Raw genomic sequence first — 14,550 nt, forward strand, 5'->3', positions numbered from 1 at the left:
AATTAAAAACTTACATTTGCTACTCTTAAAAGAATAAAGTTATGTCAGATACAATCGAAAAAGTAAAATGTTTAATTATAGGTTCTGGTCCAGCGGGATATACTGCGGCTATTTATGCGGCTAGAGCGAATATGAATCCTGTTTTATACCAAGGACAACAACCAGGTGGTCAGTTAACCACAACCAATGAAGTAGAAAACTTTCCAGGTTATCCTGAAGGTGTAACCGGACCTGAAATGATGGTTCAGTTGCAAGAGCAAGCAAAACGTTTTGGTTCTGATATTCGTGATGGATGGGCTACAAAAGTAGATTTCTCAGGAAATATTCATAAAGTTTGGATTAATGATACGATTGAAATTCACGCAGAAACGGTAATTATTTCAACTGGAGCTTCTGCTAAATATTTAGGATTAGAATCGGAACAACATTATTTAAAATTAGGGGGTGGTGTTTCAGCTTGTGCGGTTTGTGATGGATTTTTCTATAGAAATCAGGAAGTAGTAATCGTTGGGGCAGGAGATAGCGCTTGTGAAGAAGCACATTACTTGTCTAAATTATGTAAAAAAGTAACGATGTTAGTTCGTAGTGATAAATTTAGAGCTTCTAAAATTATGGCTGAACGTGTACAAAAAACTGAAAATATCGAAATTTTAATGCATACTGAAACAGAAGAAGTTTTAGGTGATGGACAAGTAGTTACTGGAGTAAAAGTTAAAAACAGAGCTACAGGAGAAACGAAAGAAATTCCAGCAACAGGATTTTTCGTAGCAATAGGTCACAAACCAAACACAGATATTTTTGCGGATTACATTACGCTAGACGAAACCGGTTATATCGTAAATGTTCCAGGAAGTTCTAAAACAAATGTTCCGGGTGTTTTTGTAGCTGGTGATGCGGCAGATCATGTATATCGTCAGGCAATTACAGCTGCGGGAACAGGTTGTATGGCAGCTTTAGATGCAGAACGTTATTTAGCGGCGAAAGAGTAATTAGATTATCAAATATAAAAAAGCTCCTATTGAAAAATAGGAGCTTTTTGTTTTAAAACTATCTACTAATAGTAGCTATATCTTCTAACTTTAGCAATATATTTCGCTAAACGAATAACTTGGTGGCTATAACCGTATTCATTATCGTACCAAACGTACATTACAATGTTTTTTCCGTCTCCAGAAACAATAGTTGCGTTACTGTCAAAAATTGCAGGAGCAGAAGTTCCTACGATGTCTGAAGATACTAACTCGTTGTTTAAAGAGTATTTAATTTGCTCTACAAGATCACCTTCTAAAGCGTATTTTTTCATAATGTTATTTACTTCTTCAATAGAAGTGTTTTTTCCAACTTCTAAATTCAATACTACTAATGAACCGTTTGGAACTGGTACACGAATCGCATTTGAAGTTAATTTTCCAGCTAATGCAGGTAATGCTTTTGCAACAGCACTTCCAGCACCTGTTTCAGTAATAACCATATTTAAAGCAGCAGCACGACCTCTACGGTATTTTTTGTGCATGTTATCTACTAAATTTTGGTCATTTGTATACGCGTGAATCGTTTCTAAGTGTCCTTTAACTACACCTAAAGTATCTTCAACTGCTTTTAAAACTGGAGTGATTGCGTTAGTTGTACAAGAAGCTGCAGAGAAAATGTTCACTTCATCTGGATTGTAATCTTCATGATTTACTCCGTAAACGATATTTGGAACTCCTTTTCCTGGTGCTGTCAATAAAACTTTATCAGCTCCTTTTGAAGATAAATGACGTTTTAATGCTTCTTCAGTTGTGAAAGCTCCTGTATTGTCTATTACTAATGCATCTTCAATTCCGTAAGCGGTGTAATCAATTTCTTCTGGAGAATTAGCTGTAATGATGTGAACTGTTGTTCCGTTAATCAATAAAGCATTGTTTTCTGGATCCGCAATTACCGAACCATGAAAATCACCGTGAACTGAATCGTAACGTAATAAAGAAGCTCTTTTTTCTAATAAAACAGCATCGTTTTTATCTCTTGTTACAATTGCTCTTAAACGTAATTGTTGCCCTTTTCCAATTTTAGACATCATTTCACGAGCTAATAAACGACCAATTCTACCAAATCCATATAAAACCACATCTTTTGGTTTAATTTCTTGGAAATTTTTAGCATTCTTTAATTTGTCGATAACAAATGCTTTAGCATCATTGTATTTGTCGTCTTCTAAATGATATTCGTAAGTTAATTTTCCAATATCAATTCTTGATGGTGGTAAATCTAAATCAACAATAGCGCTTGCGATTTCAACTGAATCAAAAACGTTGATAGGTTTTCCAACGAAAGCACCTGCATATTCATGTAAGTTGATGATTTCGCTAACGTTTTTGTCGATTAATTGATTGCGGAATAAAACCAATTCGATTGATTTATCATACCATAAATCACTGATGATTTTAATGAATTCTACACCAGCTTTTCTTCTGTCTGCCTGAAAAGCTAATTCTTTTTCGTATAAAGAGATATTGCTCATGAAAATAAATGTGTTGTTTTGTGGTGCAAAAGTATAGATTTCAATCGTTTTCGTAAAATTTTTTTAATAAAAAAACCAGACAAAAATAATGTCTGGTTTTAAAACATATTTATTTGTTGGATTTTACATTATGATAATATATTTTTGTCCGTTTTTAGACAGAATTTGGTATCTTGCTTTCTGATTTTCTTTTTTAGCTAAGTAGCTTGAAATTGTTTCCATATCTTTTGCTATTATGCCATCAATACTCAAAATTACTGCACCATCTAAAATATTGCTATATTCTGTATATTCAGGGTTGTTTACTTTTTTAATTTTAATGCCTTCTTTTACATTGAATTGTTTTTTATCGGTAGTATCAAGTTCTTCAAACTCAATTCCGTTGAATTCGTAATTCAGAATTTCTTTTTTGGTTAACTTCACCGGAAGCGTTCTTTGTTTTCCATCGCGTAAAACCGTTACTTGAATGACATCGTTTGGTCTTTTTGTGTTAATGTAACCTGATAATTCTGAAAAACTAGTAATTTTTTTATCGTCTAATTGTACAATGATATCACCTTTTGTCAATCCAGCTTTTTCAGCCCCAGAGTTTTTAGTTACTAAATTAACATAGAATCCCTGTGTTTCTTTGATGCCTAATTCTTTTGAGTAGCTTGAATTTAATTCTCTTCCTTCAACACCCAAAACCCCACGTTGTACATTTCCAAATTGCATTAAATCTTCAATGATTTTTCGAGTCAAATTCGATGGGACAGCAAATGAATATCCAGCATAACTTCCTGTTGGAGAAGAAATCATCGTGTTAATTCCAACCAATTCTCCACGAGTATTTACCAAAGCACCACCGCTGTTTCCAGGATTCACAGCAGCATCGGTTTGAATGAAAGATTGAATTCCGTTGTTCGACAAATTTCTAGCTTTTGCTGAAACAATTCCAGCTGTAACAGTAGAATTTAAGTTATACGGATTTCCAACAGCCAAAACCCATTCGCCTACTTTAATCGCGTCAGAATCTCCAAAAACTACATAGGGTAACTTTTCGTCAGCATCTACTTTTAAAAGTGCGATATCCATTTTGGAATCAGTTCCAACCAATTTTGCTTTATACGATTTGTTGTTATTAAGTGTTACTTCGATTTCAGTTGCATCTTGAATTACGTGATTATTCGTTACAATGTAGCCATCTTCGGTAACGATAACTCCAGAACCTGTTCCAATTTGCGTTTGCTCTCTTGGACCTTGATAACCATAAATGAATTCCATTAATGGATTGCTTGGAACTTTTGAAACGCTTACGTTTTTTACGTGAACAACTGCGTGAACCGTGTTTTCTGCTGCGGTTGTAAAATCAATATTTTCAGCTCCTAAACTAACATTTTTTGAATAATTAGGAGAAGCTATAGTTAGTTTTCCTGAATTATTAGGCTCTAAAAAGAATTTGTAAGCGCCTAAAGTTACGGCACCACTTAATAACGAAACCGCAAATAAACTTCCAAATTTTTTCATCTTTTTTAAATTTTTGTTCACTCAAAATTATAACAAAAAATATTCCAAAAAATCACTTTAACGCTCGATTAACAATGTTTAACATCTTATTAATAATTCGTACTTTTGTATAAATTAATAAGACGATGCAACTTACCTTTTATAAATATCAAGGGACTGGAAACGATTTTGTCATGGTTGACAATCGAACAGAATTTTTCCCAAAAGACAACACCGAACTCATCGAAAAATTGTGTGACAGAAGATTTGGTATAGGTGCTGATGGCTTGATTTTGCTAGAAAACCATTCGGAATATGATTTTAAAATGGTCTACTATAATTCAGATGGTAACGAAAGTTCAATGTGTGGAAATGGCGGAAGATGTTTAGTTGCTTTTGCCAAACAAATGGGCGTAATCGAAAATAAAGCCGAGTTTGAAGCTGTTGATGGTTATCATTATGCAACGATTGATACGAACGGAATTGTAGCGCTTCAAATGAAAGATGTTGATACAGTAAATCAACATGAAGATTACACTTTTTTAAATACGGGTTCGCCTCATCATGTGCAATTGGTAGATAATTTAGTAGAATTAGATATTAAGACGGAAGGTGCTAAAATTCGTTATTCCGATTTGTATGGAAAAGCAGGAAGTAATGTCAATTTTGTATATCAATTAGCGAATGACATTTTTGCAGTTCGTACCTATGAGCGAGGCGTTGAAGATGAAACTTTGTCTTGTGGAACAGGTGTAACAGCAGTTGCTATCGCGATGCATCGAACCGGAAAAACAAACAACAATATCATAGATTTAAACGTAGAAGGCGGAAAATTAAAAGTTCAATTTGATGTAGATAACGGAAAATACACCAACGTTTTCTTGATTGGACAAGCAACTTTTGTTTTTGAAGGAAAAATTGATTTAGATTTTTAAATTTGTAATTGAACTTGTAAATGATAACATTAAAAGGAACTACCATCTACCTGCGCGCACTCGAACCCGAAGATTTAGAGTTTATCTACAAAATAGAAAATAACGAATCAGTTTGGGAAGTAAGTAATACGCAAACGCCATACAGTCGATTTTTGATTCGTCAGTACTTGGAAAATGCGCATCAAGATATTTACGAAGCCAAACAATTGCGGTTAGCTATTTGCTTAAATGACACTTTTGAAGCAGTAGGTTTAATCGATTTATTTGATTTTGATCCTAAAAATAATAGAGCAGGAGTTGGGATTGTAATTTCAAATGAAGCAAATCGAAATTCAGGAATCGGTTCCGAAGCTACACAACTTGTTATCAATTACGCATTCAATCAATTGCAATTGCATCAATTATACGCAAATATTGGTTCAAAAAATGAAATTAGTATTTCGCTTTTTACTAAATTTGGCTTTCAAAAAATCGGAGTAAAAAAAGATTGGAATAAAATCAACAATCAATACGAAGATGAAATGTTATATCAATTAATCAATCACATTTAAAAAATAACCCCTTGAACGTAAAAAAAATAATTTCAATAATCGCTGTTGCCGGAATTGTAGTTGCAACTGCAGTTGGTGTTTATGTCTATTTTAAAGCTTTTACACCTAACACTCAATTTTCACAAGACGAAGTTTATGTTTACATTCCTTCGAATTCAACTTATGAACAAGTGGTCGAAATTGTAAAACCGTTCGTCAAAGATTTTGAAAAATTTGATTTCGTAGCCACATCAAGAAATTACAGTACCAATGTAAAAGCTGGAAAATTTCTTTTCAAAAAAGACATGACCAGTTTTGATATGGTAAGAAGTTTGCGTTTAAATGTTCCAGTTAAAGTGGCTTTCAACAATCAAGAAACATTAGGCAAATTAGTACAACGATTAGCTACACAATTAGAACCTGATAGTTTAAAATTAGAAGTTGCGTTTACTAATACGCCATTTTTAGAAGAAAACGGATTAACAGAGGAAACGATTTTAGCTCTTTTTATTCCAAATACATACGAGTTCTATTGGAATACACCTGCAGACAAAATCGCTCAAAAATTAGCAAAAGAATATCGTATTTTCTGGAATAATGAGCGTACTGAAAAAGCAAAAGCGTTAGGATTAACTCCAATTCAAGTGTATACCTTAGCTTCAATTGTACATAAAGAAACGGCTAAAGTAGATGAAAGACCAACAGTAGCTGGGGTTTACTTAAACCGTTTGAAACAAGATATGCCGTTACAAGCTGACCCAACCGTAATTTTTGCAATTAAAAAACGTTCGGGTAATTTTGACCAAGAAATCAAACGTGTTTTCTTTAACGATTTGCGAATTAATTCTTCTTATAATACTTATATCAACAAAGGTTTGCCTCCAGGACCAATTGCAATGCCTGATGTTTCGGCTATCGATGCGGTTTTAAATGCAGAAAAACACGATTATATTTATTTCTGTGCCAATCCAGACAAACCGGGTTATCACGCTTTTGCATCAAGTTACGAAGCACACCAAGTGAATGCTAAAAAATATGCAGATTGGGTGACGAAGTTAGGAATTGATCGTTAATTTTTAGAAGCGAATGGCTTGGGCTTTCTTGGTTTCCATGTTCCTGCTTTCCGTTGCAATCTTTTATAAAACTTTAGGGTTTTATAAAAGGATTTCCACTGCAATCAGGGCTAGTTGGCTATTCGTTTTTTTGTTTATATCTGTTTTTTCTCAGGCACAATCAAATATCAATATTTTTTTAAAACCTTCTGATACCCTAAATAAGTCAAGAAGAACTGACGTTTATATTGGCGAATCCGTTGCTTTGGGTGCTACTTTAATTGGTTTAAATCAAATTTGGTACAAAGATTATCCACAAACTAATTTCCATTTCATCAATGATAATAAGCAGTGGTTACAAATGGATAAATTGGGACATTTATATTCAACCTATCATTTAGGTAGAGTAGGTTCCGAAATGTTACAATGGAGTGGTGCTTCAAGAAAAGAACAATTAATTTATGGTTCTACTCTTGGATTAGGCTTTTTAACCGTAGTTGAGGTTTTTGATGGCTTTTCACAAGAATGGGGAGCATCTTCAGGTGATATAATTGCCAATGTTTCTGGAACAGCGCTTTATGTATCGCAAGAATTACTTTGGAAAGAACAACGTATCACCCCAAAATTCTCATTTAATCAAACCAAATTTGCATCGCAACGTCCAGAAACATTAGGAGCTTCTCTAAACGAACAAATTTTGAAAGATTATAACGGTCAAACGTATTGGTTGTCGTTCAATGTTCATTCGTTCACAAAAGATAAGTTTGTTCCTAAGTGGTTAAACCTTGCTATAGGCTACGGTGGAGAAGGAATGCTGTACGGAAAAGATGCCGAAGCAATAGAAAATGGAATCATTCAAAACCCATATCGTCAATTTTATCTGAGTTTGGATGTTGACTTGACGAAAATTACTACAAAATCACATTTTTTAAAGACGCTTTTTTCGGTTTTTAACACAATAAAAATTCCAGCACCTACTTTGCAATACGATGAGTATAACGGACTTAGAGCGCACTTCATCTACTTTTAGAAAAGATTAACGTGTTGTAAATCAACATTATAATTTTTTTTGTATATTTGCATCGGTAATTTCAGATGGGTGACAGACGCTGAGAAATAACAATTCATGATAAAAAAAAGGTCGTATTTTATAGGATTGACACTCCTAGTATTAATCGTTTCTTCAGGTTTTATAACCTTTAAGGAAGAAAAATTGGAAGGATTTCATTTGTCGAACTACGAAGGTATTAAATACCATGTTCCAAATGAATATGAGAGCGAAGAAGTAATTAGTCCAGTTAAAGTGCCAAATGTTGGTAAATCATTTTCTGGTTTTGCTCAAAAAATGGCTTACAAAGAGTCAAGAGGTATGTTACATTTAGTGAATCCATACGGATACATGGGTAAATACCAATTCGGGAGAAGTACATTACGCACTGTGGGTATTTATGACTTTCAAGAATTTTTACGTAACGCTGAATGGCAAGATGAAGCTTTTAAAGCTTTAATTGCTAGAAACAAGTGGGAATTACGTAAAGAAATTCAAAAATATTCTGGTAGAGTAATTAATGGTGTAGAAATTACAGAATCTGGTTTAGTTGCGGCAGCGCATTTAGGCGGAGCGGGTTCGGTAAAAAAATATTTAAGAAGTAATGGACGCAATGGTTTCAAAGATGGTTTTGGAACATCGTTATCAAGCTACATTAGAAAATTTTCAAATTACGATATTTCGCACATCGAAGCAGATGCAAATGCTAAAGTAGATTTAGAGTAATTTTACATTTTGTGAATAATAAAAATACAAGGTCGATTATGTAAATCGGCCTTTTCTTTTTTCCATTCGTTAACCGTTTTGGTTTTTATGAATTCTGTTGGTAACGTAATATCGCATGCCACACATAAAAGAGTACTAGGTTGTAGAATCTGCAACAAATCTTCCATCAATTTATTATTGCGATAAGGAGTTTCAATAAACAATTGCGACTGATTTTTATCTTGTGACAAACGTTCGAAATTTTTTAACGCTTGTTTTTTATCGTTTTTATCGATAGGTAAATAACCATTAAAAGCAAAGCTCTGTCCATTCATTCCACTAGCCATCAAAGCTAATAAAATAGAACTTGGTCCTACTAACGGAACTACTTGAATTCCTTTTTCATGAGCCAATTTTACAATAACAGCACCGGGGTCAGCTACTCCAGGACAACCGGATTCACTCATTAATCCAATGTTTTCACCTCTTAATAAAGGTTGGATGAATTCATTGTGTTCAGCAAAATCTGTATGTTTATTTAAGACTGAAATCTTTAAATCGGTTTGTTTTTTCTCCGGATGAATACTTTTGATGAATTTTCGAGCAGTTTTCTCGTTTTCAACAATATAATAATCTACAAAATCAATGGTTCTTTTTATGGTTTGAGGCAAAACATCTTCAGGAACTACCGTAGTTTCTCCAGGATTGGATAAAGTGATAGGAATTAAATACAGTTTGCCTAAAGTGTTTGATTTCATGATATTATTGCTTAAGTTTTCTTGCGATTTCCTCACAAGCTTGGTCTAACATATCAAAAACGTTTTCAAATCCTTCTTGACCTCCATAATACGGGTCGGGAACATCTACGTTTTCATTTGGAAAAATTTCGTTTAAAATCAGCTTGACTTTTGATTTTGCTTCTTCATTTGGAGCCAATGCTAAAACATCTTTGTAATTGGAATTATCCATTACATAGATATAATCAAAAGTATCAAAATCACTTCTTTTGAATTGTCTAGCTCGTTGATTAGTAATGTCTAAACCTCTGTTTTTAGCTGTTGAAATCGAACGCTTGTCAGGTAATTCTCCTGCGTGCCAACCACCAGTTCCTGCTGAATCCACGATAAAATCTTCAGAAAGTTTAGAACGCATAATACCTTCTGCCAAAGGAGAACGGCAAATATTTCCTAAGCAAACCATTAAGATTTTTACAGCCATGAATTATAGCGATAATTTCTTGTTGATATCGTCAACGAATTTACGGAATTGTTTGTCAGTAGTCACTAGGTTATCAACTGTTTTACAAGCATGAAGAACCGTTGCGTGGTCTCTGTCTCCAATTTGCGAACCAATGTTTGCCAAAGAAGCTTTCGTAAATTTCTTAGCAAAGAACATCGCTAATTGTCTAGCTTGAACAACATGACGTTTTCTAGTTTTTGACTGTAAAGTTTCAACATCCAATTGGAAATAATCAGAAACAATTTTCTGGATATAATCAATTGAAATTTCACGTTTTACGTTTTTAACGAATTTCTCAACTACTTGCTTAGCTAAATCAATCGTAACTTCACGTTTGTTGAAAGAAGATTGAGCAATTAATGAAATAATAGCACCTTCTAATTCACGAACATTAGATTTAATATTTTTAGCAACGTATTCGATAATTTCTTCTGGCATTTCTACTCCATCACGGAATAAAATGTTTTTCAAAATTGAAATACGCGTTTCATAGTCAGGTTGGTGTAATTCTGCTGATAATCCCCACTTGAAACGAGATAGTAAGCGTTGCTCAATATCTTGCATGTCTACTGGTGCTTTGTCAGAAGTAAGAATTACTTGTTTTCCGTTTTGGTGTAAGTGGTTGAAGATATGGAAAAATACATCTTGCGTTCCTGATTTACCTGATAAGAATTGAACGTCGTCAATAATCAAAACATCAATTAATTGATAGAAGTGAATAAAATCGTTACGTGTATTTTTCTTAACAGAGTCAATATATTGTTGTGTGAATATTTCAGCCGAAATATACAGCACGGTTTTTTCTGGATATTTGTCTTTTATTTCAACCCCAATAGCGTGAGCTAAGTGGGTTTTTCCTAATCCAACACCACCAAAAATTAGTAATGGGTTGAAAGAAGTTCCACCTGGTTTATTTGCAACCGCCATACCAGCACTTCTTGCTAAACGGTTGGAATCTCCTTCAAGGAAATTATCAAAACTATAATTAGCATTTAATTGCGATTCGATTTTTAAATTACGAATTCCAGGAATAATGAAAGGGTTTTTTAATTCTGGATTTTTGTTCGCAATTGGCACATCTACTTCCTGAGGTTTTACCGCTGTTCTATTATAACTCGGAATTTGCTCTGTAAATGGAAGTTTATTGCCATAAGTGTTTTCCATTTTAATTTTATACAATAACTTTGCGCCAGGTCCTAACTCTTTCGTCAAGGCTACTTTTAATAATTTAACATAGTGTTCTTCTAACCATTCGTAGAAGAATTTACTAGGCACTTGAATTGACAACGCATTGTCGTTTAGTTCAACTGACTGAATAGGTTCAAACCAAGTTTTGTATGCTTGATCTTGAATATTGTCTTTTATGAAAGACAGACAGTTGTTCCATACCGATTGCGCAGTTTTTGTCATAAATTCAATTAATTATTACTTGTTTATTTTAGTTTTGTAATAGGTTACAAAAGTGAACAGAACGGAAATTCAGTTCGAATGATTTGGGTTAGCAAATATGTGAACAAAATATTGTAAAAAAAAATTTTTTACTATTGATTTAATAAAAAAAATTTTGTAGTGAAAATTATCTTTTTTTTAGATTGTATTAATATTATTTTAACATGAGAGAATATGTTTATCAAGTCCGTGTACGTTATGCGGAAACAGACCAAATGGGAGTCGTTTATCACGGAAATTATGCGCAGTATTTTGAAATGGGACGCGTGGAATGGCTAAGAAACTTAGGGGTTTCGTATAAATGGATGGAAGAAAATGGCGTAATGCTTCCTGTAGTTTCATTAACAATGAATTACAAAAAACCAGCACGTTATGATGACTTGTTAACTGTTAAGACAATATTAAAAAGTCAGACTTCAGTAAAGATAGAGTTTGACTATGAAATCTATAATGAAGCAAATGAGTTATTAACAACGGGTTACTCAATGTTAGTGTTTGTAGATATGAAAACGGGGCGTCCAATTTTGCCTCCAAGTTATGTTTCTGAGAGGATAAATTCGTTTCTCGAAGTTTAAATTTCGGTTAGTTTTATTTCATATAAATTTTCAAAAGTGTCCAATAGATTTTGGACATTTTTTTTTCGGATTGAAATTTCGATTTCGCAATCCATTTCCATTTTTTGAGAAACGATTTGCAGATTTTTTTCTTTGATGATGCGCATTACTTTATTCATGTTCGCATATCCAAAAGAAATAATAAAATGTTTATCAATGGTTCGCTCTACAATTTCAGAATTTTCTAATGCCATTTGGGCTGCAATCTTGTATGCGGAAATCAAACCTCCAACGCCCAATTTTACACCTCCAAAATAACGAACTACCACTACCAATACATTCGTAACTTCAAACGACTGAATTTGTCCATAAATAGGCATTCCGGCACTATTATTAGGTTCACCGTCATCATTTGCTCGATACTGAATTTTTTCTGTACCAATTTGATAGGCATAGCACCAATGACGCGCTGAAAAATGCTCTTTTCGCAGACGCTCCAAAATTTCTTTGATTTCTTCTTCGGTAGTTACAGGAAAAGCATAGCCAAAGAACTTACTGTTCTTTTCTTTGTATAACACTTCTTCAGAAGCCGTGGCAATGGTTTTATACGTGTCTTTTTCTGGAAAATCCATTTTAATAGGTAACTAAAAATAAGGCAAATAATGCTAATCCAATTCCGAACGCATTGCGCAGGGAAATTTTTTCTTTAAAGAAAAGGATGCCTACAAAGGTAGAAACAATTACAATAGCAATGTTATGAATCGTAAATAAAGTAGCACTTTCAAAAGCTTTTGCTTCTAACATTTTGACTAAGAAATACAACGAAAAATAATTGGGTAACCCCAAAGCAATTCCGCCTAAAATATTTCTTCCCGAAAATTGAATTTTTCCGCGAAGTGTTAAAAATAGTACTGTTAGTATTCCCACGGTGAAAGCACAGAAAAAAGTTACTGAGGAAAACAAACCGATTTTTTCTGATGGAACATGAAAAGTTTGTAAGTACTTTAAACTCGCATCAATGGTTCCAGCTCCAATAAATACTAAAACTGGGTAAAGAAGATTGGATGCTTGTTGTACTTCTCCATTTTCTTTTTTTGAAGTAAAATAAACGGCAATTAAAGCTAATAGAATTCCAATAATCTTAATAAAACCAAGTTGTTCGTTGTATAATATAACGCCTAATGAAATTGGAATAATCACAGACATTTTAGAAGCCACAGAAGCCACCGAAAGTCCGTTCCTTTGAGATGTTAATGTGGTGGCATAAAAAGTAGATATAAACACAAAACCAAGAAGAACACTTCCTTTAAACCAATCTTCCTTAATAATTTCTGTTGGTACAATACTCGAATCTAAAAAGAAAAGCCCTACCAAAAACGCAACGAAATAATTTACTACTAAAGCTTGTAAGGCATCAATATTGAATTTGGCGAATAACTTAATAATAACAAATAGGACAGCGTTAAATAAAATGCTAAGTAGTAAATAAATCACAATGGTTTAAATTATTTTTTTATCGAATAGTTGGGTGACATCTTCAACTCCGGGTTGAATGTTCCAAATCTTAAACCCTAATTTTTCAGCAACATCTGTATTTTCTTTTTTGTCGTCAATGAATAATGTTTTTTTTGGGTTTAAATTATGATTGTTAATAACGTATTTGAACGCATTTTCATCAGGTTTTCTTAAGCCAATTTCATAAGAGAAATATACTTTTTCAAAGCAACTATAAAAATCTCTTGCGAAAGTTTGACCTTCATCATGTTCAAATTTTTCAATATGAGTATGATCGGTATTGCTTAAAAGAAATAAACGGTATTTTGAAGAAATCATTTGTAAAAATTCCAATCGATATAAAGGAAAATCGCCCAAAATAGAATTCCAAGCGGCTCTAATTTCAGGTAAATCTGCATTTGGTAGATGCTTTTGAAAACCTTGCATGAATTCGAGTTCGTCAATTTTTCCAATTTCGTATCGTTTATTTAAAGCATCCAAATCGTCATGCCAAGCGGTTAAACCGAGTTTTTTAAATTCTGTTTCAATAGCTTGTTTATTTAAATCAATAAAAACATCGCCAAAATCAAAAATAATCGCCTCAATCATAATTCTTGAAAATTTTAAGTTCATCATTCATTATGTCAAAACCAGCAACCGAATTTCCGGAAAAGGCAGGGGCTAATGTGCCGTTTTGAAATGTTGTTTGTCCAATAAAAACTCGCGCTTCATCCCATAAATTTGCATCTATAAAGGATTGCAACGTTTTAGAACCACCTTCAATAATTACAGATTGTATGTCGTTTTGATATAAAATAGTACAAATTGAAGGAATCAGGTTAATATCAAAGATAGCATTTTCATAGATACAATTTTCAGTTGAAATGAAATTTTCGCTTTCCGTAATAAAAATTGTTTTTTGGGAATTATTCTTAACATGATAGTTTTCAGAAATTTTTCCTGATTTATCCAACACAATTCGAATTGGATTGTTTCCTGAAAAATCTCGTGTATCCAATTTTGGATTATCGTCTAAAACAGTATTTGTTCCTACTAAAATAGCTTGTTCTTCTGTGCGCCATTTGTGAACTAATTGTCTAGAATATGGATTTGTAATCCAAACTGGACTTTTTTCTTCTCTCGAAATCGGGGCAATAAATCCATCAGCGGTTTCGGCCCATTTCAAAATAATAAAAGGTCTTTTCTTTTGATGAAAGGTAAAAAATCGCTTGTTGAGTTTGTTGCATTCGTCTTCTAAAATGCCAACGGTTACATTTTTTCCACTTTCGACCAATTTTTTAATGCCATTTCCAGCCACTTTTGCAAAAGGGTCAACGGTTCCAACTACAACATTCGGGATTTTATTAGCAATGATTAAATCGCAACATGGAGGTGTTTTCCCGAAGTGACTACACGGTTCTAAACTCACGTAAATTGTAGCTTCTTTTAACAACGATTTGTCTTTTACTGAATTCACAGCATTGACTTCCGCATGAGGTTCGCCTGCTTTTTTGTGCCAACCTTCGCCAATGATTTTACCATCATGCACAATCACA

Annotated in this window: 16 protein-coding genes; 7 read left to right on the forward strand and 9 right to left on the reverse strand. The window is 33.4% G+C overall.

All coding sequences use genetic code 11. From position 1 onward, the window contains the following. The first annotated feature begins 41 nt into the window (after positions 1-41). Positions 42-989: a thioredoxin-disulfide reductase gene (gene trxB, locus Q0075_RS06590; protein ID WP_291106889.1), complete on the forward strand. Its 948-nt coding sequence runs from the start codon at positions 42-44 to the stop codon at positions 987-989. A gap of 65 nt (positions 990-1,054) precedes the next feature. Here the strand turns inward: trxB and Q0075_RS06595 are convergent, their stop codons facing one another. Together Q0075_RS06595 and Q0075_RS06600 are read right to left on the reverse strand one after the other, a co-directional pair. Beyond that, complete coding sequence (locus tag Q0075_RS06595; protein ID WP_026724825.1) at positions 1,055-2,503, reverse strand: glyceraldehyde-3-phosphate dehydrogenase; 1,449 nt, start codon at positions 2,501-2,503, stop codon at positions 1,055-1,057. Between the two features lie 123 nt (positions 2,504-2,626). Next, positions 2,627-4,009: a Do family serine endopeptidase gene (locus Q0075_RS06600; protein ID WP_297868818.1), complete on the reverse strand. Its 1,383-nt coding sequence runs from the start codon at positions 4,007-4,009 to the stop codon at positions 2,627-2,629. A 125-nt stretch (positions 4,010-4,134) separates the two neighbouring features. On the opposite strand from Q0075_RS06600, the gene dapF reads away from it, so the two are divergent. The 5 genes from dapF (at position 4,135) to Q0075_RS06625 (ending at position 8,279) form a co-directional block, all read left to right on the forward strand. After that, positions 4,135-4,923 carry a diaminopimelate epimerase gene (gene dapF / locus Q0075_RS06605; RefSeq protein WP_291106883.1) on the forward strand — a complete coding sequence of 263 codons (789 nt, stop codon included), beginning with the start codon at positions 4,135-4,137 and terminating at the stop codon, positions 4,921-4,923. A 20-nt stretch (positions 4,924-4,943) separates the two neighbouring features. Then, positions 4,944-5,474: a GNAT family protein gene (locus tag Q0075_RS06610; RefSeq protein ID WP_291106881.1), complete on the forward strand. Its 531-nt coding sequence runs from the start codon at positions 4,944-4,946 to the stop codon at positions 5,472-5,474. A gap of 11 nt (positions 5,475-5,485) precedes the next feature. Beyond that, the gene (gene mltG / locus Q0075_RS06615; RefSeq protein WP_297868819.1) at positions 5,486-6,526 is read left to right on the forward strand and encodes an endolytic transglycosylase MltG; all 1,041 of its coding nucleotides are present in this window, start codon (positions 5,486-5,488) and stop codon (positions 6,524-6,526) included. Between the two features lie 136 nt (positions 6,527-6,662). Then, on the forward strand, positions 6,663-7,535 hold the full coding sequence (locus Q0075_RS06620; RefSeq protein ID WP_297868828.1) for a DUF2279 domain-containing protein: 873 nt from the start codon (positions 6,663-6,665) through the stop codon (positions 7,533-7,535). 96 nt (positions 7,536-7,631) lie between these two features. Continuing rightward, on the forward strand, positions 7,632-8,279 hold the full coding sequence (locus Q0075_RS06625) for a peptidoglycan-binding protein LysM (RefSeq protein WP_297868820.1): 648 nt from the start codon (positions 7,632-7,634) through the stop codon (positions 8,277-8,279). 2 nt (positions 8,280-8,281) lie between these two features. On the opposite strand, the gene Q0075_RS06630 is transcribed toward Q0075_RS06625, so the two are convergent. Genes Q0075_RS06630 through dnaA form a run of 3 tightly spaced genes read right to left on the reverse strand, consistent with a single transcriptional unit; the run spans position 8,282 to position 10,907 of the window. Beyond that, the gene (locus Q0075_RS06630; protein ID WP_297868821.1) at positions 8,282-9,016 is read right to left on the reverse strand and encodes an SAM-dependent methyltransferase; all 735 of its coding nucleotides are present in this window, start codon (positions 9,014-9,016) and stop codon (positions 8,282-8,284) included. 4 nt (positions 9,017-9,020) lie between these two features. Beyond that, complete coding sequence (locus Q0075_RS06635; RefSeq protein ID WP_297868822.1) at positions 9,021-9,476, reverse strand: low molecular weight protein-tyrosine-phosphatase; 456 nt, start codon at positions 9,474-9,476, stop codon at positions 9,021-9,023. Between the two features lie 3 nt (positions 9,477-9,479). Continuing rightward, positions 9,480-10,907: a chromosomal replication initiator protein DnaA gene (gene dnaA, locus Q0075_RS06640; RefSeq protein WP_297868823.1), complete on the reverse strand. Its 1,428-nt coding sequence runs from the start codon at positions 10,905-10,907 to the stop codon at positions 9,480-9,482. Between the two features lie 203 nt (positions 10,908-11,110). Here dnaA and Q0075_RS06645 point away from each other — a divergent pair, with 203 nt between their 5' ends. Further along, on the forward strand, positions 11,111-11,521 hold the full coding sequence (locus Q0075_RS06645) for a thioesterase family protein (RefSeq protein WP_297868824.1): 411 nt from the start codon (positions 11,111-11,113) through the stop codon (positions 11,519-11,521). On the opposite strand, the gene Q0075_RS06650 is transcribed toward Q0075_RS06645, so the two are convergent. The 4 genes from Q0075_RS06650 to ribD form a co-directional block, all read right to left on the reverse strand. Continuing rightward, complete coding sequence (locus Q0075_RS06650) at positions 11,518-12,132, reverse strand: YigZ family protein (protein ID WP_297868825.1); 615 nt, start codon at positions 12,130-12,132, stop codon at positions 11,518-11,520. The two genes, Q0075_RS06645 and Q0075_RS06650, sit on opposite strands and share 4 nt — an antisense overlap. A gap of 1 nt (position 12,133) precedes the next feature. Continuing rightward, positions 12,134-12,994 (reverse strand): DMT family transporter, encoded by an 861-nt coding sequence (locus Q0075_RS06655; RefSeq protein ID WP_297868826.1) that lies wholly within the window; start codon positions 12,992-12,994, stop codon positions 12,134-12,136. A 6-nt stretch (positions 12,995-13,000) separates the two neighbouring features. Next, positions 13,001-13,603, reverse strand: a complete 603-nt coding sequence (locus Q0075_RS06660) for an HAD family phosphatase (protein ID WP_297868829.1) — start codon at positions 13,601-13,603, stop codon at positions 13,001-13,003. Next, positions 13,596-14,550 (reverse strand): bifunctional diaminohydroxyphosphoribosylaminopyrimidine deaminase/5-amino-6-(5-phosphoribosylamino)uracil reductase RibD (gene ribD, locus Q0075_RS06665; protein ID WP_297868827.1); only part of this gene is annotated, 955 nt, incomplete at its 5' end. The genes Q0075_RS06660 and ribD, both read right to left, overlap by 8 nt.

It is taken from the genome of uncultured Flavobacterium sp., from assembly GCF_937967675.1.
Taxonomy (GTDB): domain Bacteria; phylum Bacteroidota; class Bacteroidia; order Flavobacteriales; family Flavobacteriaceae; genus Flavobacterium.

Excerpts from the sequence above, each read along its gene's own strand:
- Q0075_RS06595 (WP_026724825.1), bottom strand. The coding sequence starts at position 2,503 with ATGAGCAATATCTCTTTATACGAAAAAGAATTAGCTTTTCAGGCAGAC.
- Q0075_RS06630 (WP_297868821.1), bottom strand. The coding sequence starts at position 9,016 with ATGAAATCAAACACTTTAGGCAAACTGTATTTAATTCCTATCACTTTA.
- Q0075_RS06600 (WP_297868818.1), bottom strand. The coding sequence starts at position 4,009 with ATGAAAAAATTTGGAAGTTTATTTGCGGTTTCGTTATTAAGTGGTGCC.
- Q0075_RS06610 (WP_291106881.1), top strand. The coding sequence starts at position 4,944 with ATGATAACATTAAAAGGAACTACCATCTACCTGCGCGCACTCGAACCC.
- Q0075_RS06650 (WP_297868825.1), bottom strand. The coding sequence starts at position 12,132 with ATGGATTTTCCAGAAAAAGACACGTATAAAACCATTGCCACGGCTTCT.
- Q0075_RS06635 (WP_297868822.1), bottom strand. The coding sequence starts at position 9,476 with ATGGCTGTAAAAATCTTAATGGTTTGCTTAGGAAATATTTGCCGTTCT.
- dnaA (WP_297868823.1), bottom strand. The coding sequence starts at position 10,907 with ATGACAAAAACTGCGCAATCGGTATGGAACAACTGTCTGTCTTTCATA.
- Q0075_RS06660 (WP_297868829.1), bottom strand. The coding sequence starts at position 13,603 with ATGATTGAGGCGATTATTTTTGATTTTGGCGATGTTTTTATTGATTTA.
- Q0075_RS06625 (WP_297868820.1), top strand. The coding sequence starts at position 7,632 with ATGATAAAAAAAAGGTCGTATTTTATAGGATTGACACTCCTAGTATTA.
- trxB (WP_291106889.1), top strand. The coding sequence starts at position 42 with ATGTCAGATACAATCGAAAAAGTAAAATGTTTAATTATAGGTTCTGGT.
- dapF (WP_291106883.1), top strand. The coding sequence starts at position 4,135 with ATGCAACTTACCTTTTATAAATATCAAGGGACTGGAAACGATTTTGTC.
- Q0075_RS06645 (WP_297868824.1), top strand. The coding sequence starts at position 11,111 with ATGAGAGAATATGTTTATCAAGTCCGTGTACGTTATGCGGAAACAGAC.